The organism is Sorangium sp. So ce362 (assembly GCF_051519845.1).
In the GTDB taxonomy this organism is placed as follows: Bacteria; Myxococcota_A; Polyangia; order Polyangiales; family Polyangiaceae; genus Sorangium.
In genome coordinates, this window is the sequence record NZ_CP150332.1 from 5,659,110 (window position 1) to 5,679,511 (window position 20,402).

The window sequence follows — 20,402 nt, forward strand, 5'->3', positions numbered from 1 at the left end:
AACCGCGACACGTCTTTGAAATATGTGCCGCGATCCCCCAGGGACACGAACGATAGCGTTCATTGCGCCGCACATCAGGGAAAGAGATTTCCAAAACCAAGCAGCCAACATGAATCCGCTTGCAATCAAACAAACAAGCAAATACTGTGGCCCGCGCACCCCCACCTGTAGGTTTGCTGCCATCTCTCGATGGCGTTCCGCGGTCGTGCAGCGCTCGTAGTCACGGAGCTTCTGCCTCGCAGAGGCTCGCCTGTGGAAGGGGGTCACGAAAGGCAGCTCGCGCCGCTCGATGCGACGAGAGCCTGCACGACCGCAAAACGCAAGGAAGACCAATGAGCTCCACGCAAGGCCATCTCAGCATTCAGGATATACTCGTCTCCACGCGAGAGCTCGTCCCCGCGCTGCGCGCTTCTGCAGCCGAGGTCGAGGCAGGCCGCAAGCTCCCCAGTAGCGTATTGAGCTCCCTGGACAAGACGGGAGTGTTTCGCATGGCCATGCCCAAGGCGTGGGGCGGTCCGGAGGCCGATCCGTTCTCGCAAATCGAGGTGATAGAGAACCTTGCGCGCGGCGACGCCTCGTCGGCGTGGTGCGCGATGATCCTTTCGGGCAGCGGCTTCTATGCATCCCATCTGGAGGACAGCGTGGCGCGGCGCCTCTACGGCAAGCTCGACGTACGCCACGCCGGAAGCCTGAGATGGTCCGGGAAGGCCGAGAAAGTGGCCGGAGGCTATCGGGTGACAGGAACCTGGGACTTCTGCAGCGGTTGCCACCACGCGGACTACCTTGCGACGGGCTGTCTGGTCACCGAAAATGACAGCCCGGTTCTCAACGCGGACGGCACCCCACGTACCCTCTGGGCCGTCCTCCCCGCTGGAAGCTTCGAGGTCCTGGACACCTGGTACACGACGGGCCTGGCGGGAAGCGGTAGCAACGACTGCAGCGCGAGCAACGTCTTCGTGCCGGAGGAGCACACCTTCAACCTGGTGGACCGCAAGCGCAGCGAGCCGCTGTACTCCTATGCCCCCCTCTTCCTGCAAACCCTGGTGGGCGTTCAGCTAGGCATCGCGCGCCACGCGATCGAGCTCGCGCTCGATCTCGCGCAGAACAAGAAGGTCATGCCGATGGGGCACAGCCTGGGCGCCGAGCAGAGCGTGCAGGTGGCGATCGCCGAGGCGGAGGGCACGCTGGGCTCGGCCAGGAGCTACGTGCGCGATGTCGTCGGCGAGCTGTGGGATGCGCTGCAATCCGGCAACGGACCGTCGCTGAAGCTGCGCGCCAAAGGAATGCTGATGATGATCCACGCCGCACAATCGACGCGACGCGTGGTCGAATCGATGTGCGACGTAGCAGGGGCCACCGCGATCTTCGCCAAGCATCCCATCGAGCGCCTCCGGCGCGACATCATCACCGCGAACTCGCACTTCCTCTGCCAGCCGAACAGATATTCAATCATCGGCCAGGCGCTGATGGGTATCGAGCCGGCCTACCCCTACTTCTGATCCGGCAAGGACCGGGGCGGTCAGGGCGAGCCGGTCACGGGCTCGTCCGGTCGTCGCGAGCAATGCCGCATCGAGGGATGACTCAAACCTCTGGCCATGCGCCAAGGCACCATGAGGACGGTATGGATATACATCGGAATAGAGCGAGCTGGCGCGCGGCGCTGAGCGGGGTGTTCACGTCGGTGCACACCATCGCGAAGGGCAAGGACCCTCGCTGGTACTACAACAACCTCGGCGAGAACATATTCACCGAGCAGTCCAAGTTCTTGAACCTCGGGTACTGGGCCGACCCAGAGACGAGGACGATGGACGCCGCGTCGACCGCGCTGGTCGACCTCGTCGCAGGGGCCGCGAAGCTCTCGGCGGGCGACGAGGTGCTGGACGTGGGCTTCGGCTTCGGTGACCAGGACATCCACTGGGCAAAGCGTTACTCGCCGAAGCGCATCGTCGGCATCAATGTCACAGAGAAGCAGGTAGAAGAGGCGCGCAGGCGGATCGCGGAGCTCGGGCTCGACGACCGCATCGACCTGCGCGTGGGCTCGGCGACGGACATGCGCTTCGCGCCGGAGAGCTTCAACAAGGTGCTCGCCGTGGAGTCGGCCTTTCATTTCGATACGCGCGACAAATTCTTCGGCGAAGCCTTCCGGGTCCTCCGCCCGGGAGGTCGAATCACCACCGCCGACATCATCCCGCTGCCAGGGCGGCGGGGCTCCCCGCTGTTCACGCTGCAGTCGCAAGCCCCCGCGGAGAATCACTACCCTCGCGATGTCTATGCGGAGAAGCTTCGCGCTGCCGGCTTCGTGAACGTCGAGGTCCGGTCGATTCGCAAACACGTCTACGATCGGTACCTCGACCACCTGGATCGCTGCACGGCGAGCCCCGACTTCAAGCGCAAGAACCCGCTGCTCCGGCTGCTGATGATGAAGGAGAACCCGCTGCTCTCCTGGCTGTGGGCCTCATTCGATTACGTCATCGCATCCGGGGAGAAGCCCGGGAACACGCCTCAGCCCGCCACGTGAGCACCGCGCGCGGCCTCCCGGCGCAAGTGGCCTGTCTCGCCGGCGCGCTCCACGTCGCGCGCCGGCGGCCGCCCCGCTCCGACCGTCCGCGTCACCCCGCTCCTTCGAGCGCAGCGAGGCGCAGCTCGCGCGCGAGCAAGAACGCCGGGAACGTCGCCGCGAAGGCGAGCAAAAAGCTCAGCAACACATACGCCCAGACATGGCGCACGCCCACCCGCCGGCCCTCGACCACCATGAACAGCATCCCAGCCGCGGAGGCCACCGCGATGTCGACGAACACGGAAGCGCCCGCCGGGTTGACCGTGGCCGCGTCGACGAACCCCGTCGGGGAATCGAACCCCCCGGCGTTCATGAACTGCATATTGAACCACAAAACGCCGGCAGCGCCGATCAGCGTGAGCGCGGCATACAGGACGATACGAATTTTTCGTGTGTTCATGGCGATGCCTCGATGGCAACGCCTAACATAGAACACATTACCTCGTCAAGCGACTGCGATACCGGCGAGCATCGAAGGCGTGTGCGAGGCTGGATGGATAGAACCGCTGCCGCACTGGCCGTGAAGCCGGCATCGGGACGCCGCCTTCGCGATGAGACCGTATCGCCTCTCACGGAGCGGGTTGACGCGAATCGCAACCAATGCAAATGGCTTTGACCATGATCGCTCTCGCGGGAGAGACACGATCATCTTGCACCGGAGATCTACATGGAGAAGAATCCCTGGCTGTCGCACCGGACCGCGCGGACGGACGCGAAGCTTCGCCTTTTCTGCTTCCCCTACGCCGGCGCCGGCGGGGCCATTTATAGAGACTGGGCGAAGAGCCTACCAGCGCACATCGACGTCTGCCCGATAGAGCCGCCGGGGCGATTCGCTCGGTCCAAGGAGAAGCAACCTCGCTCGATGTCGGAGCTCGTCGACGGCATCGAGCGGGGGCTGGACCACATGCTCGACCTGCCGTTCGCGTGTTTTGGATACAGCCTGGGAGCGCTGATGGCCTTCGAGTGGGCCCGTTCTCTCCGCAGGCGCCGTGGGATCGAGCCGACCTGCATGGTCGTCGCCGCGAGCAGAGCCCCTCACGTACCCGCCCGCCTGCCGCGGATCTCTCACCTCCCCGCGAGCGAGTTCCTGCGACGTGCGCAGCAGAGGTACGGCGCGTTCGATCGTGTGGTCCAGGAGGACCCTGAGCTGCTGCAGCTCGTCGGCAAGATCATGCAGGTCGATCTGGAGGTGCTGGAGCGCTACGAGTGCAGCGACGAAACGCCGTTCACCTGTCCGTTCACTGCCATCGGCGGCACCGACGATCCTGGGACGAAGCGGGAAGACCTGGATGCGTGGGGTAGCCACACGGTGGGCGGATGCGACGTGCGAATGGTGGACGGAGGCCACTTCTTTCTTCGTCCACGCGGCCAGGAGCTGCTGGACATCGTCCGGTCCGCGGTGCAGGCGCCCGGCGCGGCCTGACCCGCCGGGCAGCATTCATGATCGATACAATCACAGACAGCTGAACCACGAGGATGTGCCTGATGTCTAACGCAAAACGATGTCGACCCAGGACGCTCGCCGGCCTGGCGACGCTGGTCCTCGCTTTCACCGGAGCGTGTGGGAGCACGGACAACGACATAGCTCCGGTGGCCACGGGCGGCTGCGGGGATGCTGAGCTTTCCAGTACGTGGGAAGGAATTCAGCGAGTCATCCTCGCTGGCTACCAATGCAGCAACAGCACGTGCCACGGCGGCGCGAGCGCTCCGGCGGGAGGCCTCGATCTCCGGCCGGAGGCAGCGTATGCGAGCCTGGTCAACGTACCGGCGAACGCGCCGCTTCAGACCGAGACCGGCGTGACGCTGCGCATCCACCCGGGTGAACAGGAGCTGAGCTCGTTCTACAAGAAGATCGAGGCGGCGACGCTGGGCGTCTCCTTGCCTGCGGACTTCGGCGCTCCGATGCCACCGCCGCCGACGTCCGCCGTCTCCAAGGAGCACCTGGAAGCCCTGCGGCTGTGGATCCGGGCCGGAGCGCCCGAGACGGGGATCGTGCAAGGAACCGAACAGCTCCTCGGATGCGACCTGCCCGACGACTTCGACGCGAACAAGCTCCCTCCCCTCGCCCCCCCGCCCGCCGGCGAGGGTCTTCAGTTCTACTCGTCCGGCTGGCATGTGCCCGCCGGAAGTGAGCATGAGGTATGCTACGCGACGTACTACGATTTCACGGCCGAGGCCGGGCAGATACCGACCTGGGCTGAGGCTCCATGCAGGCCCGAGGCCGGCGGCCCGGAGGAGACCTGCTTCTCCATCAACCAGAACCTGCTGCACCAGGATCCGCAGTCGCATCACAGCATCATCTATTCTGTCAGGGCCGTAGTGGAGCCGGACGACGCGTCTTGGGGACAGTGGACCTGCCTGGGAGGCGATCTCGCCGGAGCGCCATGCGACCCGAGGATGCAAGGCGTCTCGGCGTCGCAGGGCGGCGCCGACTGCGGGCCCCGCAGCGCCTGCACGTCGCCGCCGAGAGACTCGATCGCTTGCTGGGACTACCTTCCGTCCGTGGCCATGAGCCCCGAGGTGCTCACGCCGCTCGGAGGCGCACAGGAGCCCGTGAGCGGCGGTCCGCTGCACGAGGGGGTGTACGACACCCTGCCCCTCAGAGGATACATCTTCTGGAACTCGCACGGATTCAACCTTACACGCAAAGACACGACCATCGAGCTTTACCTCAACCTGCGCTTCGCGCGCCCCGAGTCACGCAAGTTCATGTTCCAAGGCTTCGGCGCCAGCAGGTTCATGTTCGCGATGGATGTCCCTCCGTTCGAGAGCCGGGAGTACTGCGCCAGCTTCACGCTGCCACGATATTCCAAGGTCACCGATATATCCTCTCATATGCACCAACGCGGAGTGCAGTGGAGGACCTGGGAGCCCCCTCAGGATCCGGAGTGCAGCCCGGACAACGGATGCCTCCCGAACGATGATCCTCCGGACTACACCAGCACGATATATAGCGATCCTTTCAAGAAGGAGTACGAGACGCCTCTCGCCCTCGACGAGGAAGACGACGCGTCCCGCACATTCAAGTACTGCGCCGTCTTCGACAACGGCTTGAGGAATCCTGCGACCGTGAAGCGCTGCGAGGACGGACGCCCGTGCAATCTGGTGGGCGGCTACACGACGGATGACGAGATGCTGTTCTTCATCGGCCACTATTACCTCGACGAGCCGTAGGGATCCTGCGGGCGTCACGCCCACACGGCGGCCCGGAGCCCAGGCTCGGCAGCGGAAGCCCCCATCCACGTAGCCCACGTCCATGGACCCCCTGGTCCACGTCGACGTCCTGCGCCGCGTCCTCGCCGGGACCTGCGCCAGCACCAACACGGTCGGCTTCGCGACCGTCCCCTGTCGGGGTGACGGGAGGCCGCAGTACCTCACGGGGCTGAATCCCCTCGCCTTCGAGCTCGGTGGCGTGCGCCGCGTGGCTGTAGCGGACGCCGCAGTCGAGCAGGTGCGCCCCGACGCCTCCCCAGCGGCGCTCGGGCGCGCCGAGCTCTTCGCCAACGACGCCACCCGCAAACAGCTCACCTTCCACGATCTCCGCGCAACCGGCATCACGTGGATGGCCCTTCGCGGCGACGAGCCGATCAAGATCATGCGCCGCGCCGGCCACGAGGACATCGCGACCACCATGGGCTACGTGCGCGAGGCCGAGAACCTCATGCACCCGGTGGGCGAGCCCTTCCCGCCGCTCCCTGCCGCGCTCCTGGTTTCGTCAGCGGAATCGTCAGAAGGGCCGGCCCACTGGGCCCAACTCCGCGAATCTACTTACAAAACCGTAGCGTCCCCAGCGGGATTCGAACCCGCGTAGCAGCCTTGAAAGGGCTGAGTCCTGGGCCGGGCTAGACGATGGGGACCGGCGATGCGGCGCGGGAAGCTACCGTCCGTCGTCGACCAATGCAAGCCTTACTCGCATCGCCCGTTCCGTCAGGTCCCGCCCCCCGGGAAGCCGCGGCGTGAGCCGGCCGCTCGGCCGCTCGTCACGGCGGGCTTCCCTGGGGAAGGCGCCGGTCCTCGTGGACCCGCTCCAGACCACCTGGAGCCGTCGAGGCGCACCGCAAGGGGGCCAACCGGGCGCCGGTGAGCTCGACAGGGCTCGACGCAGCCGCTCGTCCGGCACGGACCTCCCTGCCCGCGCCGGGTCCCGCGCTGCCCTTGCGCCGCGTAGCCCTTGCGCCGCGCGCCGCGCACCCGTGCCCCCCGTGGGCGCGACCTCCCGCTCGCTGCCCGCGAACCGCTGGACGACCGCGCTGAATCGGGCGACCATGCGAGCCGCGCCACCCACCTTGCGCCACACAGGCAGACCTTTTCCCCATGCTTCCGCTTCTGCCCCTCGGGCCTGCCGTTCCGACGTCCCAGGGAGGACCGTGCATCGCCCTCGGCGCCTGACGCGCCCCGCGCGGCTCGCCTTCTGCCTTCTCCCGGCGCTCCTCTCAGCCGCCCCTTCGCGCCCTGCGCTCGCGCAGCTTCCGCCTGCGCCGCCCTCCCCGCCCTCTCCGCCCTCCCCCGCCCCGCCTCCCCTCGAGGTCGTCGTCACCGGCACCCGCACCCCCGAGAGCAGCCAGCGCGCCACCGTGCGCACGCGCGTCATCCCCCGCGAGGAGGCCGAGCGCCGCGGCGCCACAAACGTCGGCGAGGCGCTCGACGGCGAGCTCGGTGTCCAGGTCAACCCGAGCGCCTACGGCGCCATCGGCAACCCGAGCGCCATCCAGATCCAGGGCTTCGACCTCGACCGCGTCCTCGTCCTCGAGGACGGCGAGCGCGTCATCGGCGACAGCGGCGGCGCCATCGACCTCTCCTCCCTCCCGCTCAGCGACGTCTCCCGCATCGAGCTCGTCACCGGACCGACGAGCTCGCTCTACGGCGCGAGCGCCATCGGCGGCGTCGTCAACGTCCTCTCCGCCCCCCCGGCCCACCCCGGCTTCAGCGGCCGCGGCCGCATCGAGGGCCGCAGCCGCGCCGGGCTGCTCGTCCAGGGGTCCGGCGCCTACCGCGACGAGCACGCCTGGGCGACCGCCGACGCCTCGTTCCAGCGAGAAGACAGCCTCTCCCTCCTCGACGACAGCGCCGCCACCACCCTGCCCGAACGCGCGCAGCACCTCGTCGGCCTGCGCGCCGGCGCCGCGCTCGGCCGCGGCATCGACGTGCGCCTCCGCGCGCGGTGGATCCACGACGAGCAGGACGGCATCGAGCAGCCGCCGCAGCTGCCAGGCCTCCCCGTCTACCTCTACGACCTCCCCGAGGTGACCGACCGCGTCACCCTCCACCTCACCGAGACGCTCGACCTCGGCGGCGGCTCCAACCTGCGCCTCGCCGCCGGCCAGCAGTGGGCCTTCCGGACGAGCGGCCGCGACCAGCGCGGCTCGCCCTTCGCGGAGACGCGCGACCGCACAGGCACCCTGCAGAGCTACGAGGCCATCGCCACCGTCGCCCAGGGACAGCTCACCTGGGTCGCCGGCGCGCGCGCCGAGGTCGAGTCGCTCACCCAGAAGCTCGATCGCACCGAGGTCTCCACCTCGGGCATCTCCGAGAGCGCCGTCGATGAGGTGCCCGACACCGAGCTCGGCAGCGCCGCCCTCTACGGCCAGCTCGCGTGGAAGCTCACCGATCGACTCACCCTCATGCCCGGCGTCCGCGGCGAGTACTGGCCGCGCTACGGCGGCGTCATCGCCCCGCGCCTCGCGCTCGCCTACCGGCCCGCGCCGTCGCTCACGCTGCGCATCTCCGGCGGCCGAGGGTTCCGCACGCCCAGCGCGAAAGAGCTCGGCTTCTCGTTCGATCACTCGGGCCTCGGCTACATCCTCGAGGGCAATCCGGAGCTCGCCCCGGAGACGTCCTGGGGCGCGAACGGCGACGTCACGTGGATCCCCAGGGAGGGCCTGACGGTGCGCGCCGGCGCCTTCGCGAACTGGGTCGACGACCTGATCGACATCAACCCGAGACCCATCCGCTCCTCCGGCGACGTCGACACGTACACCTACAAGAACGTCGCCAGGGCGCGGACCGCAGGCATCGAGCTCTCGGCGACGTTCCAGGCGGCGTCGTGGCTCCGCGCCGAGGCCGGCTACGCCTACCTCTGGACGCGCGACGACGCGGCCGATCCCGCGCAGCCGCTCTCCGGCAAGCCGCCGCACACGGCGCAGGCGGCCCTCCGCGCCGGCCTGCCCCTCCAGATCGAGCTCGTCACCCGGCTGCGGACGATCTCCAGCGCGTTCGTCGAGGAGGGCCTGCGCGCGCCCGGCTTCACCACGCTCGACGCGCGCCTCGCGCGGCCGCTCTGGCCCTCGTCGCAGGCCTACGTCGGCGTCAGAAACCTGCTGGGCGCGCAGAAGGACCCTGACCGCCGCGGCGATCACCGGCCCCTCGAGGGGCGCACCGTTTACCTCGGCGTCGTCGCCGAGCTACCGTGGGAGGACTCATGACAAGAGGGTCAATCGCCATAGCGCTTCTCCTGCTCGCCCCGGCGTGCGGCAGCGGGGGCGAGCAGACCGCCGGAGACGGCACGCTCCTCGAGATCGAGGTGCCGGCCTCCGGGCGCGTCTTCCTCCAGCTCGCCACGCCGGAGGTCGTCGTCCCGGCCGGCGACGCCGCGGCGTCCACCGACTGGGATCTCGCGTTCTCGGGGTACGACGTCCTCACCAACAGCGGCCTCAGCGGTCCCGGTGATGGCGGAGCGCTGCCGATCAGCCTGGAGGACTACCGAGCAGGCCAGCTGCCGAGCACCCCCTTCCTGCTCCAGGACGAGGCCGGCGGCGCCTTCACGCGCTGGTACGCTTACGACGGCGAGACGCACGTCGCCTTCAGCCGCTATCACATCCAGGCGGTCGAGCACGAAGGACGGTACTGGAAGCTCCAGATCCTCTCCTTTTACGGCGAGGTGGACGGAGCGCCGGTCACGGGGCTCTACCAGCTCCGCTATGCCGAGGTGCTCCCCGACGGCTCCGGCCCGACGGTCGACATCGAGGATCTCGACGCGACAGCGGGCGGCATCGAGGGGGTCGACACCGCGCCGAGCGCTTGCCTCGACCTCGCCGGCAACCAGCAGCTGATGCTGACGCCGGAAGAGGCGCGCGCGTCGACGGCGTGGCACGTCTGCTTCCGCCGGTCGCTCGTCAGCGTCAACGGCGAGCTCGGCGGCCCCGGGACCGCGCGCGCCGCCGACCTCCAGGAACAGGAGGCGAGCTCCGAGGCGCTCGCCGAGGTCAAGGAGCGGACCGCCGAGTCGGAGGAAGCGCGGTTCAACGCCGCCGACCACGCCGCCCTGACCGATCCCGCGGTCGCGTACCGCGGCGACCACATCGCCACGGCCTTCACGGGGCGGTGGCTCGCTCCCGGGTCGAGCCCCCCCGCCCCGGCGAAGGACGCCGCATGGCTCGTCCAGAGCGCAGACGGCCAGTCACGCTTCGTCGCCGTGATCGAGCGCTTCGAAGGCGCGACCGACGTTTCCCCAGGACGGGTGATAATGCGCGTCAAGCAAGTGGAATGACCTCCACTCCCGCGATCTTGCGCCGCGGGACGTCACGAGGGTGCGCGGCGCGTGACATCGCGCCAGGACCCAAGCATACTGCGCGCGCGATAAGGGACGCCCTTGTCCACGGTAAGGAGTATGCTTATGACAGAGTCGCTTGCACCCGCATCGAGCGCCAGAGGTCCGTTTCGCGAGAATGGGACGCTGGACGATGAGCGCGCGGCAACGCGGGCGCGCCGTGGCGGCCTGCTCCCCGCGGTGGCGCTCGCCGCGGGCGCCGCGCTCGCCGCGGGCGCCTGCGGCGGCAGGGTGGTGGTCGACGGGTTCGAGCCCATCGACGGCACCGGCGGCTCCGGAGCGACAACGAGCTCCGCCACGCCAGGCTCATCGGGCGTCGGTCAAGGGGGCGCCATCGGCGAGGGCGGCGCGCCGCCGATTCCGCCCCTCGTGAAGCAGGAGTTCGGCGATGTCGTCGCCGGGGAGGCCGTCGCGGTGGTGGTCCCGCCCGGCACCCTCGGCATCACGGCCGTCGCTCAACGCCTGACCTCGCCGCCGAGCTGGGAGCCGATCGGGATCAAGAACATCACCGGACCTGACGGCAGGACGCTGGTGACGGACTACTCGATTCCCGGCACCATGGCCCTCTTTTACAACCAGGGCATCGGCACGGCGGCCGTACCCCAGACTGGCACGGCCGCAGCCGTGCCACTTGTGCCAGGCATCTACTGGATCACGGCCGGCGACGGCGGCTCCGGCCCCCTGGCGGCGCCGGCGCGCCTCTCGGTGTGGCGCCGTCAGACGCTCGACGGGCGCTTTCACGGCGGGAAGATCGACATCAACGCCTTCATCGCCGGAAACGCGATCTCCGAGGCGTACATGCAGCGCGCGCTGCTCGCCGCCTACAGGGGGTTCGTGGGGCTCGACGTGGGCAGCATCACCGTCCATCACATCGGGTCGGAGTGGGCGAGCGTCGACGAGGAGCGCCTCCCCGGCGTGCTCGAGCAGACGGCCGGCGCCCTCGGCAGGCCGGCGCTCAACGTGATCGCGGTGTCGGAGTTCCACGGGCGGCTCGCGGGCGCGGCCGGCGCGACGCCCTCCGCGCCCGCGGTCGCGGTCGAGCACGGGACCCACCTCAGCGGGATCGTCGTCACGCTCTTCGAGGACCCCGGGGTCGACACAATCATCCTGCGCCACGAGCTCGGCCATTTCGCCGGGCTGTTCCACACCACCGAGTTCGACGCCGGCTTCGCCGATCCGCTGGACGACACCTCGCAGTGCGACGACGTGCTCTCGCAGCTCGAGGGCTGCCCCGATTACGACAACCTCATGTTTCCGACGGGGGGCGACCTCTCGAGCACGATGACGCCGCAGCAGACGACGATCGTGCAGGCGAGCGCGCTCTACCGGGGGATCGTCGAGGACGGCGGCGGCGCGGCGGCTCCTCTCCCGGCCGGCCCGGGTACGCCGGCGAGCGGAGCGCCCGTGGCGCCGCCGGCCCCGAGCGGCGGGGACGCCCGGGCTGCGGCGCCCGACCGCCGCGCCTGGGGGGCGGCGCTCCCGCCGCGCGCCGCGATCCTGCTCGGGGGGCACTTCTGCGGGCACAGCGCGGCCGGGGGCGCGGGCTTCTTCGCGCGGCTCGGCGCGGCCGGCGGCGCCGACGCCGGCCAGCTGCTCGCGGTCGGCCGCGATGAGGGCGCGCCGGTGCACGCCAGGGCGCGCGCCCTGGCGGCGGCCGGCCGTTCCGCCGGGGCCTCGGCGCGCGTGGTCGCGGAGCTCCAGGCCATCGCCGAGGACCCGCGCCTGCCGCGGCAGACGCGGCTCGGCGCGATCCAGGGGGTCGCCTCCGCGTCGCCCGCCGCCGCCCGCGCGCTCGCCGCGCGCCTGATCGCCGATCCCGATGAGGTGGTCGAGCGGATGGCGATCCGCGCGGCGCGCTGACCAGCGGCCACGCGACCAGCGCCAGGGGCCGCGAAGAGCGCGAAATCACGGAACTGCTCACCGCGCAGCCGACGTGAGCTGCGCATAGAGCGCGGCGTACTCCGCCATGACCGTCCGCGTCGCGTAGCGGCGCTCGGCGCGCCGACGCGCGGCCTCGCCGAGCTGCGTCCTGAGCGAGGGGTCGTCGCGCAAGGAGCGAAGCACGTCCCGCAACGCGGCCTCGTCCCTCGGGGCCACCGCGAGGGCCGCGCGGCCGTCTTCGCCCTCGATGACGTCGGGCACGGCGCCGACCGGCGTGACGACGCAGGGCAGGCCGCTGGCCATGGCCTCGAGCAGCACGTTGGGCAGGCCCTCGCCGTGGCTCGGTAAACAGAAGATGTCCGCGCCGCGGTAGGCCGCGGGCATCGCGTCCTCCGGCAGCTCGCCGAGCAGGTCCAGGCGGCCCTGCCGCGCGAGCTCCCCGAGCGCCTCGTCCAGGCGACGCGCGTCGCCCGCGGCGCCCCCGGCCGCCCGGGGCCCCGCGAGCGCGAGGGTCAGGCCCTCGACCGCCAGCACGGCCCGCGTGAGCTCGAGGACGCCCTTCTGCGGGGTGACGAGGCCCGCGAAGAGCACCCGCAGCGGCCCCCCGGGCGAGCGCGGCGCGTCGGCGGGGCGGAAGCCCTCGGTGTCGACCGGGTTCGGGATCCGGACGACGCGGCCGCCCGGGACCAGGCCCTGCACGTAATGCCGCAGCTCTTCCGAGAGCGTGACGACGGCGGCGGCGCGGCCGAGCACGGCTCGCACCGCCTGCCGGGCGGGCCACGCAAGGGCGCGATGCCAGGCGATGATCTGCGACGAGAAATGCAGGTGGAGCACGGCCGGCACCCCCGCGCGACGGCACAGCTCCACCGCGAGGCCGTCGCGGGCGGTCGCCCAGAACAGCGTGGTGCACAGGTGTACGACGTCCGGCCGGCGTCGCGCGAGCAGCCGGTGGAGCTCGGAGAGCGCCTCGCCTGCGCGGACCACGCGCGCAGGGCGAAGCTTGCTCGTGGGATCGATGGCGGCGCTGCGAGGCGAGGTGTCGATGACGTCCGCCTCGATGCCCGCCGCCGGCGCCGCGTCGAGGTAGGTCCGCACCCACCGCGTGAGCCCGCCGGCGGGCGGCGGGAGGGGGCCCCAGAGCGCGACGCGCATGGTCCTAGAAGCGCGCCTCGGCGGCGATCTGGGCCCAGTGCTCGCGGAACCACGTCACGGTGGTCGCGAGCCCCTCGTGCAGGTCCATCCGCGCGTCGAAGCCGAGGACGCGCCGGGCCTTTTCGGTGGACGCGAGGCGACGGCGCTGCGTGTCCCACGCGCGGCGCTCGACGAACCGGATGCCGGCGCGGTTGCCCGTCATTTCATTGATGGCGCGCGCGAGGTCGAGGATGGTGGTCTCGCTGCCGGACGCCAGGTTGAACGCCTCGCCCGAGGCGCCGGCCGTGGTGCCAGCCCGGAGCAGGCCGTCGACGATGTCGCCCACGTAGGTGAACGAGCGGGTCTCTTCTCCCGTGCCGGTGATCGGCAGCGGCTCGCCCCGCAACGCCCAGCAGATGAAGTTGGGGATCACGTTGCGGTAGCGGCCAGGGACCTCGCCCGGACCATACGAGTTGAAGAGGCGGACCCGCACGGTGCTCATCCCTGCCTGCCCCGTGAAATAATTGCAATAGAGCTCGCCGAGCAGCTTGGTGGCCTGGTAAGGCGTATGCACGTCGAGCGAGACGTAGTCCTCCGGGACGGGCCGCGGCGGATCGCTGCCATAGACCGCGCAGCCGGACGAAGCGAAGACGACGCGCTGGGCCCCGCTCCGTCGCGCGTGGCGCAGCACCCGCAGCGTGCCGAGGCCGTTGACCTCGAGATCGCGCTCCGGGTTGTCCACCGAGTTCTGGTTCGCGAACAGCGCGGCGAGGTGGAAGACGTGAGAGGGCTTGTCCCGGAAGGCCTCCGCGAGCACGTCGTCGTCGACGACGCTCCCCTCCACGAAGCGCACGTCGCTCCGCGCCGCGATGGACCACCGGGGCGAGGAGGAGAAGTCCTCCACGACGATCACCTCCGCGCCCGCGTCGGCCAGGGCCACGGTGAGGGAGCTGCCGATCGCGCCCGCGCCCCCGGTCACGACGACCCGCCTGCCCTTGTAATTCTGCCTGATGCCCGACATCTCCTCTGTCGCCTCGCGCATGGAATCCTCCTCACAGCAACGCGCCGGTGCGTTGCGTTCTGCCGTTGCCCAGCCCCGCGCCGGCGCATTCGCGCGCCGGCGCGCTCATGACGCGCTCATTGCGCCGCGCGCGCGAAGACCTCCTCGTAGCGAGTCACGAGCGCGTCGCGCGTGAACGAGCGAAGGAAATAGCGGCGGCCGGCCTCCCCCATCGCGCGCCGCGCCTCGGGCGTCATGTCGCGCAGCCGCCGCACCGCGCCCGCGAGCGCCGCAGGATCCTCGGGCTCGCAGACGAGGCCCGCCCCGCTGTCCCGGACCAGATCCGCCGAATCTCCGCCCGCCCCGACGAGCACCGCCCGGGCCGCGGCCATGTAGGCCGGGATCTTCGAAGGGATCGTGATCTCGAAGCGCGGATCGCGCCGCAGGTGCGAGAGCAGCACGTCGGCGAGCGCAAAGAGATGAGGCATGCGCTCGTGCGGCTGCTGGCCGATGAAGACGACGTTCGAGAGGGCGCGCGCCTCCGCCTCGCGCCGGAGCCTGGGCGCGTCGATCCCGTCCCCCACCATCACGAACCGCACGTCGTCGAGGTCCCGCAGCAGCGCCGCCGCGTCGAGCACGCTGGAGAGCGCCTGGGCGGCGCCCATGTTGCCCGCGAACAGGACGACGAACCGCCCCGTGAGCCCGTGCTCCGCCGCGAGCTGCGGATCCGGCTCCACCGGCTGGTAGATCCGGTCGTCCGCCCAGTTCGGTATCACGTGCACCTTGCCTTCGGGGACGCCTTTGCGCGAGAGCGCGCGCACGAGGCCTGGGCTGATCACGATGAGCGACGCGGCTCTCCGGTACAGGGCGCGGTTCACGCGGTCGATACCAGCGAGCACGTGCGGGTTGTCGAGCATGCCTGAGGCGGCCGCGGTCTCGGGCCACAGGTCCTGGACCTCGTACACCCACGGGATCCCGCGGAGCGCGGCGAGCCAGGAGGCCGCGACCGCGAGGCTCGGCGCGGGATTGTGAACCCAGGCGACGTCGGCGCGCCCGGAGAGCGCGGGGCCGAGCACCGCGGTCGAGGCGGCGAAGCTCGCGTAATTGAGCGTCCGCCGCAGGCGCGACCGGCTGTGGTCGAGGTAGCTCGGGAGCCGTATCACCCGGGTGCCGCTCACGTGCTCCACGTCCCAGAGGCGCTGCCGGTACCCCGCGTAGAGGCGGCCGTGCGGGTAGTTCGGGAACGCGGCGATCGACGTCACCTCGTGCCCGCGCGCAGCCAGCGCCTCGGCGAGCAGATGGGCCCGCGATATCGGCTCCGGGTGATACCACTGAGATATAAGGAGAATCCTCACCGTGCGTCCTCCGATGCACGGATGCCTGGCGGCATTCATCCGGAGAACGCGGCGCGCCCTGGCCCATGAGCCTCAGCCCCCGGAGCGCTGGTGCCATCGGATTTTTGCACGCGTCAGCCCTCCCTGACGCGTCTCTGAGGCGGCGAGCTAGCCGGCCTTGGACCTCGCGGCCATGGAGATGAGGCCCCTCCCGGCGACGGCGCGCGCGAAGTCCAGGCCCGTCAGCACGCCGCGGAGCCGCCGCCCCTGCACCACGAGCACGCGCCGCGCCTGCGCCGCGTGCGCGGCGGCTGCGGCCCGGTGGAGCGGCGTCCGAGCGTCGAGACAGACCATGGCAGGGCTCATCACGTCCTCGACCGGTGAGTCCGACAGCACGCCGTGCGCGAGCAGCGCCTCGGTCTGGGTGAACATCCCCACCGGCCAGCCGCCGGGGTCCACCACCACGAGCCCGCTCACCTGCGCCGTCGTCAGGCGGTCGGCGGCCAGCGCGAGCGGCGCTTCGAGCGGGATCGTGTACGCGGGGGCCGACATGAGCTCGGCGATCGGCGTCGCCTCCCGCGACTCGACGAGGGCCAGGAGGAGATCCTTCGTGCTGAAGACGCCGGTCAAGGCGTCGTCCTCGCGGACGAAGACGCGGTGGATGCGGTGCTTCAGCAGCACGCTCGCCGCCTGGACGACCAGCGTCGTGCGCCCGATCGTGATGATCCCGGGGCGCAGCACGTCGCGCGCCGGGACGTCGGGCAAGGTGAACCGCATTCCGCGACTGTTGGTCTTCGTCTCGAACTGGCCGAGCCGGAGCAGGTCGGTGCGCGACAGCACGCCCAGCGCACGCGACGCCGCGTCGACGATGGGCACGCAGGAAATTGCGTGCTCGCACAACGAGCGGTGGACCCGGGGCAGGAGGGTCGTGTCGGGCGCTGTGATGACTTCGCAGGTCATGTAACGCGAGACAGGTGTCGCAAAGCGCATCATGGGGAGGATTCCTCGAGGACGCCGGCGCGGGTCTCGGGCAGGCGGCGCGTGAGCGCGCAGCAGACGGGAGCAAGAAGCGATCCGTGATGCGGTGACGTGCGGCCGCGCCCGGCCGCCTCGGAGCGAAAGGCGTGGCGCAGCGCCGCGAGCGGGCGCCGCAAGCGGGCTCACCGCCGACCGCGCCGGCGCAGGCGTCGCGCGTGGGCGCGCGATCTGCGCCGGGTGTGCGACGAGCTGGGCAGTTCCGGGGCGATGACCCCGAGATCAGGGCGCCCAGCGGACGCTGTCCCAAAATGCATCACGTGGGGAGCCCTGGAACGTGGCCGCCGGGGCACGGCCGTAGCGGAACCGGAAGACCCCCGGGGCGCCTGGCCGCCTGGAGCAGCGCGTTGACCGCGAGCTCCCGGCGGCCAGCGCCCCGGCGACTTGCCTCAGGCGACCCGCGGCTCAGACGCTGAGCGCAGAGCGGCTCCCTGTCGAGATCCCGAGAGCGCGCCGCGCCAGGGCGCGGGGCCGGAGCTCGCCTTCGCCTCGCAGCGCCGGCGCGGGGCGATTACCACCGCCCGTTGCAGCCGCTGCCGTAACCGAAGGGGCCGCCGTAGTTGCCGCCGCTGAAGCCGCCGCCGGGGCCGTAGCCGGGGCCGTAGCCGGGGCCGTAGCCGGGGCCATAGCCACCGGCAGGCGGACGGCCGTAGCCGCCGGACCACGGCGCCCAGGGCTCGCTGAAAGAGCCCCCCCAGGGGTCGAAAGCGCCGCCCCTGTTCCAGGGGCGGCGCCACCGGTCGCGCCCCCAGCCGCAGCTCCGCGAGTTCCCATAACCGTACAGCGCCTGCGAGGTCTCCTCGACCTCCACGGCCTCGGCCTCGTCCATGTCGATCTCGTCGGCGCCCGCCTCGCCCGCCGCGCACCCGGTGGTCAGGGCGGCCATCGCCATCGCAACATGCATCCACCTGCTATTCAACAGCTCAACCATTTCTCCCCCTTCCACGACCCGCGACATCCGCGGGCCGTCAGGTCAGTCGGATTGAGCAGAGAGCAGCGCTCATGCCCGAGAGCCGGTGTGCACGGGCTGCCGCCCGAGGGCGCGCGCAGCGGGCGGGAGGCAGCGACAAACCGACAATCCTAAACAGCGCACAGCCTCGCAGCGAAGGCGTGTTCACCCGCGCTGGATCGCTGAGCAGATAAGGCGCTTCGAGGCGCGCGCGGCGCACAGCAGCTCGCCGCGGCAGGCGCCCTTGAACGACGCGACGACTCGCGCAAAACACGCCTTTCGCGAGCCGCGGGCTTCTCGGCGCAGGGCGCCTCCACGAGGCGTCTCCGACGATTCGAAGCCTCGTCGCCGACACGCTCGGTCGACAGGCGACAACGCCATACCAACACTCACCGTCATCGGACGATCCGCGACTTTCCGCGCGGCGCGCTCAGCCCATTTCCTCTGCGCCCACGTAGGCAAAGGTGCTCAACAAGAGCGCTCCGGGCGTCTCGCGACGCGCGCACCAGAGCACCTGTCGGACCGACCCCTCCACGCGCGCCCCTGCTGGAGAAGCCCATGACATAACGCCCGCCGAACGTGTCGCCGAGAACGCGCGCCAGGCGCCGCGACGCTCGCGCCCGCGATCCGCGCGACGCGCGGCGCCCCCGAAGGTAAGCTCGACCCATGCTTCGCCTCGCCGCGCGCCCTGCGGGCCCATCCGATTATGACCACTTTGCTCGGTTCTTCGTGGAGCTCGGGACGGACAACCCGGTTCTGCCTCGCGACCGCTGGGAGAGCGCCTTCGCCAGGGACACCCTCTTTTTCGAGGAGGACGGCGAGGTGGTCGCCTATGCCTATGTCCAGCCGCTGCGCGGGGTCGGCTACGTGCGGCACGTCGTCGTCGCGCCGCCCCACCGCGGCCGCGGCGTCGGCGTCCAGGTCATGCGCGCCGTCGCCGCGCACCTCCGCGGCCGCGGCTGCACGCGCTGGTGCCTGAACGTGAACCCGGACAACACCGCTGCCGTGCGGCTCTACCGGAGCGCCGGCATGAACAACGTCTACGCCATGACCACGTTCCAGCTCGCCTGGGACGCCGCGGCGCGCCTCCCGCGCCCTGCCCGCCCGGTCATCGCCCGCCCGGCCGAGCCGCCCGACGACGCCGTCCTGGAGGCGTCGTTCGGCCTGCTGCCCGGCCAGATCGCCGAGGCCCGCGGCCGGGGCGGCCTCGTGCTCCTCTGCCTCGTCGACCCCGCCGCGCCGGGCGCCGCCCCGCTGGGGTTCGCCAGCTTCGACTCGTTGCTCCCCGGCGCGTTTCCCTTCCGCGTGGCCGCCCCCGAGCTCGCCGCTCCCCTGCTCGACGCCATCCGCCCCCACGCCCCGTGCGCCCCCGAGGCCCTCCTCGTCACGGTCGAGGACGACGACGCGCTCACCGCCGCGCTGCGCGCGGTGGGCGCGACAGTGCAGCTCGTCGGCGCGCACTTCCGCGGCGAGATCCCGGACCCCGGCTGAGCCGCGAAGGCCGCTTGCCCTCGCAGCCACACCGCAGTACCGAGCCGGCCATGAGCCCACTTCCCGGCCTCCCCGGCGACTTCCTCGCGGCCGTCCAGCGCGAGTTTCCCGCGGATTTCCTCTCCACGGACGCCGCCGACCTCGCGACGTTCGGCCGCGACTGGACCAAGGTCCACGAGCCGAGGCCCTCGGCCCTCGCGCTCCCGCGCTCGACCGACGAGGTCTCGCGGCTGCTCCGCCTGTGCTCCGAGCACCGCGTCCCGGTGGTGCCCTCGGGCGGGCGCACGGGGCTCGCGGCCGGCGCCGTGGCGGCGAAGGGCGAGCTCGTCGTGTCGCTCGAGCGGATGCGCCGGATGGGCCCGGTCGACGTGCTCGGCGCGACCGTGCGCGTCGAGGCCGGCGCCGTGACCGAGGCGGTGCACCAGCACGTCGCGCCGCACGGCCTCACCTGGCCTGTCGACTTCGCCTCCAAGGGGTCGAGCCAGGTCGGCGGCAACATCGCGACGAACGCCGGCGGCGTGAAGGTCATCCGCTACGGCCTCACGCGGCAGTGGGTGCTCGGGCTCACCGTCGTGACCGCGAACGGCGCGGTGCTCGAGATGAACGGCGCGCTCGAGAAGAACAACACAGGGATCGACCTGCGCCAGCTCTTCATCGGCAGCGAGGGCACGCTCGGGATCATCACCGAGGCGACGCTCAAGCTCACGCGGTCGCCCGAGGGGCTCAACGTGTTCCTGTTCGCGGTGCCGGATCTCGCCGGCGTGCTCGCGCTGTTCCGCGAGGCCCGGATGGGGCCCTTCGTGGTGATGGCCTACGAGTTCTTCACGGAGAAGTGCCAGGCGCGCCTGCGCAGCCACCGGAACGTGCGCGTGCCGCTCTCCGCGCCGTCGGACTACTACGTGCTCATCGAGGTCGAGCGCGGCGAGCCCGAGGCGCTCGAGGCGTGGATCACCTCGCTGTTCGAGCGCGAGCTGGTCACCGACGGCACGCTCGCGCAGCACGGGGCGCAGGCCGCCGAGCTCTGGGCGCTCCGCGAGGGGATCAGCGAGAGCCTGTCGGCGACCGGGCTGCCGCACAAGAACGACGTCTCGCTCCCCATCCAGGAGCTCGAAGGCTTCTGCTCCGAGCTGGAGAGCCTGTTCGAGGCCAGCTATCCAGGGTGGGAGATCGCGCTCTTCGGCCACATCGGCGACGGCAACCTCCACATCAACGTGATGAAGCCCGACAGCCTCACGCGCGAGGAGTTCCTCCGGCGCACCCACGAGGCGGATCACGCGATCTTCACGCTCGTGAAGAAGTACCGCGGCAGCATCTCCGCCGAGCACGGCATCGGCCTGCTCAAGAAGGACTACCTGCCCTACTCGCGCTCGCCCGAGGAGCTCTCGATCATGCGATCGATCAAGCGGGCGCTCGATCCGCTGAACCTCATGAACCCGGGCAAGATCCTCGATGTCTGAGCGCGTCCCAGGCCCCCTCGG

General features: G+C 70.6%; 16 protein-coding genes and 1 tRNA gene. 10 read left to right on the forward strand and 7 right to left on the reverse strand.

Annotated elements, in window-relative coordinates:
* Positions 1 to 332 precede the first annotated feature (332 nt).
* On the forward strand, positions 333 to 1,499 hold the full coding sequence (locus WMF17_RS21535) for an acyl-CoA dehydrogenase family protein (RefSeq protein WP_437651003.1): 1,167 nt from the start codon (positions 333 to 335) through the stop codon (positions 1,497 to 1,499).
* 122 nt (positions 1,500 to 1,621) lie between these two features.
* The gene (locus tag WMF17_RS21540; RefSeq protein WP_437603961.1) at positions 1,622 to 2,518 is read left to right on the forward strand and encodes an SAM-dependent methyltransferase; all 897 of its coding nucleotides are present in this window, start codon (positions 1,622 to 1,624) and stop codon (positions 2,516 to 2,518) included.
* Positions 2,519 to 2,609: 91 nt separating this feature from the next.
* Here the strand turns inward: WMF17_RS21540 and WMF17_RS21545 are convergent, their stop codons facing one another.
* The gene (locus WMF17_RS21545; protein ID WP_437603962.1) at positions 2,610 to 2,957 is read right to left on the reverse strand and encodes a DUF2834 domain-containing protein; all 348 of its coding nucleotides are present in this window, start codon (positions 2,955 to 2,957) and stop codon (positions 2,610 to 2,612) included.
* Between the two features lie 267 nt (positions 2,958 to 3,224).
* On the opposite strand from WMF17_RS21545, the gene WMF17_RS21550 reads away from it, so the two are divergent.
* The 3 genes from WMF17_RS21550 to WMF17_RS21560 all read left to right on the forward strand — a co-directional run bounded on the left by WMF17_RS21550 (position 3,225) and on the right by WMF17_RS21560 (position 6,368).
* A complete protein-coding gene (locus WMF17_RS21550) occupies positions 3,225 to 3,980 on the forward strand; it encodes a thioesterase II family protein (protein WP_437603963.1) in 756 nt (251 codons plus the stop codon).
* Between the two features lie 374 nt (positions 3,981 to 4,354).
* Entirely contained in the window at positions 4,355 to 5,731 is a 1,377-nt protein-coding gene (locus WMF17_RS21555; RefSeq protein ID WP_437651005.1) for a hypothetical protein, read from the forward strand.
* 82 nt (positions 5,732 to 5,813) lie between these two features.
* Complete coding sequence (locus WMF17_RS21560; protein WP_437603965.1) at positions 5,814 to 6,368, forward strand: site-specific integrase; 555 nt, start codon at positions 5,814 to 5,816, stop codon at positions 6,366 to 6,368.
* Here the strand turns inward: WMF17_RS21560 and WMF17_RS21565 are convergent.
* A tRNA-Glu gene (locus WMF17_RS21565) sits at positions 6,340 to 6,414 on the reverse strand. The two genes, WMF17_RS21560 and WMF17_RS21565, sit on opposite strands and share 29 nt — an antisense overlap.
* Before the next feature lie 510 nt (positions 6,415 to 6,924).
* Here WMF17_RS21565 and WMF17_RS21570 point away from each other — a divergent pair.
* The 3 genes from WMF17_RS21570 (at position 6,925) to WMF17_RS21580 (ending at position 11,963) form a co-directional block, all read left to right on the forward strand.
* The gene (locus WMF17_RS21570; RefSeq protein WP_437651007.1) at positions 6,925 to 8,979 is read left to right on the forward strand and encodes a TonB-dependent receptor plug domain-containing protein; all 2,055 of its coding nucleotides are present in this window, start codon (positions 6,925 to 6,927) and stop codon (positions 8,977 to 8,979) included.
* Positions 8,976 to 10,043: an HmuY family protein gene (locus WMF17_RS21575; RefSeq protein ID WP_437651009.1), complete on the forward strand. Its 1,068-nt coding sequence runs from the start codon at positions 8,976 to 8,978 to the stop codon at positions 10,041 to 10,043. The genes WMF17_RS21570 and WMF17_RS21575 overlap by 4 nt, the downstream gene beginning before the upstream one ends.
* Positions 10,044 to 10,169: 126 nt before the next feature.
* On the forward strand, positions 10,170 to 11,963 hold the full coding sequence (locus WMF17_RS21580; RefSeq protein ID WP_437651011.1) for a hypothetical protein: 1,794 nt from the start codon (positions 10,170 to 10,172) through the stop codon (positions 11,961 to 11,963).
* 57 nt (positions 11,964 to 12,020) lie between these two features.
* Here WMF17_RS21580 and WMF17_RS21585 read toward each other — a convergent pair whose 3' ends face one another.
* The 5 genes from WMF17_RS21585 to WMF17_RS21605 form a co-directional block, all read right to left on the reverse strand.
* On the reverse strand, positions 12,021 to 13,136 hold the full coding sequence (locus WMF17_RS21585; protein WP_437603969.1) for a glycosyltransferase family 4 protein: 1,116 nt from the start codon (positions 13,134 to 13,136) through the stop codon (positions 12,021 to 12,023).
* A gap of 4 nt (positions 13,137 to 13,140) precedes the next feature.
* Positions 13,141 to 14,157 carry an NAD-dependent epimerase/dehydratase family protein gene (locus WMF17_RS21590; RefSeq protein ID WP_437603970.1) on the reverse strand — a complete coding sequence of 339 codons (1,017 nt, stop codon included), beginning with the start codon at positions 14,155 to 14,157 and terminating at the stop codon, positions 13,141 to 13,143.
* 95 nt (positions 14,158 to 14,252) lie between these two features.
* Positions 14,253 to 15,470 (reverse strand): glycosyltransferase family 4 protein, encoded by a 1,218-nt coding sequence (locus WMF17_RS21595; protein ID WP_437603971.1) that lies wholly within the window; start codon positions 15,468 to 15,470, stop codon positions 14,253 to 14,255.
* Positions 15,471 to 15,617: 147 nt separating this feature from the next.
* Positions 15,618 to 16,442 carry a CBS domain-containing protein gene (locus tag WMF17_RS21600; protein ID WP_437603972.1) on the reverse strand — a complete coding sequence of 275 codons (825 nt, stop codon included), beginning with the start codon at positions 16,440 to 16,442 and terminating at the stop codon, positions 15,618 to 15,620.
* A gap of 553 nt (positions 16,443 to 16,995) precedes the next feature.
* Positions 16,996 to 17,388: a hypothetical protein gene (locus tag WMF17_RS21605; protein ID WP_437603973.1), complete on the reverse strand. Its 393-nt coding sequence runs from the start codon at positions 17,386 to 17,388 to the stop codon at positions 16,996 to 16,998.
* 711 nt (positions 17,389 to 18,099) lie between these two features.
* Here WMF17_RS21605 and WMF17_RS21610 point away from each other — a divergent pair.
* On the forward strand, positions 18,100 to 18,924 hold the full coding sequence (locus WMF17_RS21610; RefSeq protein ID WP_437603974.1) for a GNAT family N-acetyltransferase: 825 nt from the start codon (positions 18,100 to 18,102) through the stop codon (positions 18,922 to 18,924).
* A gap of 50 nt (positions 18,925 to 18,974) precedes the next feature.
* On the forward strand, positions 18,975 to 20,381 hold the full coding sequence (locus WMF17_RS21615) for an FAD-binding oxidoreductase (RefSeq protein WP_437603975.1): 1,407 nt from the start codon (positions 18,975 to 18,977) through the stop codon (positions 20,379 to 20,381).
* Positions 20,382 to 20,402: the final 21 nt, after the last annotated feature.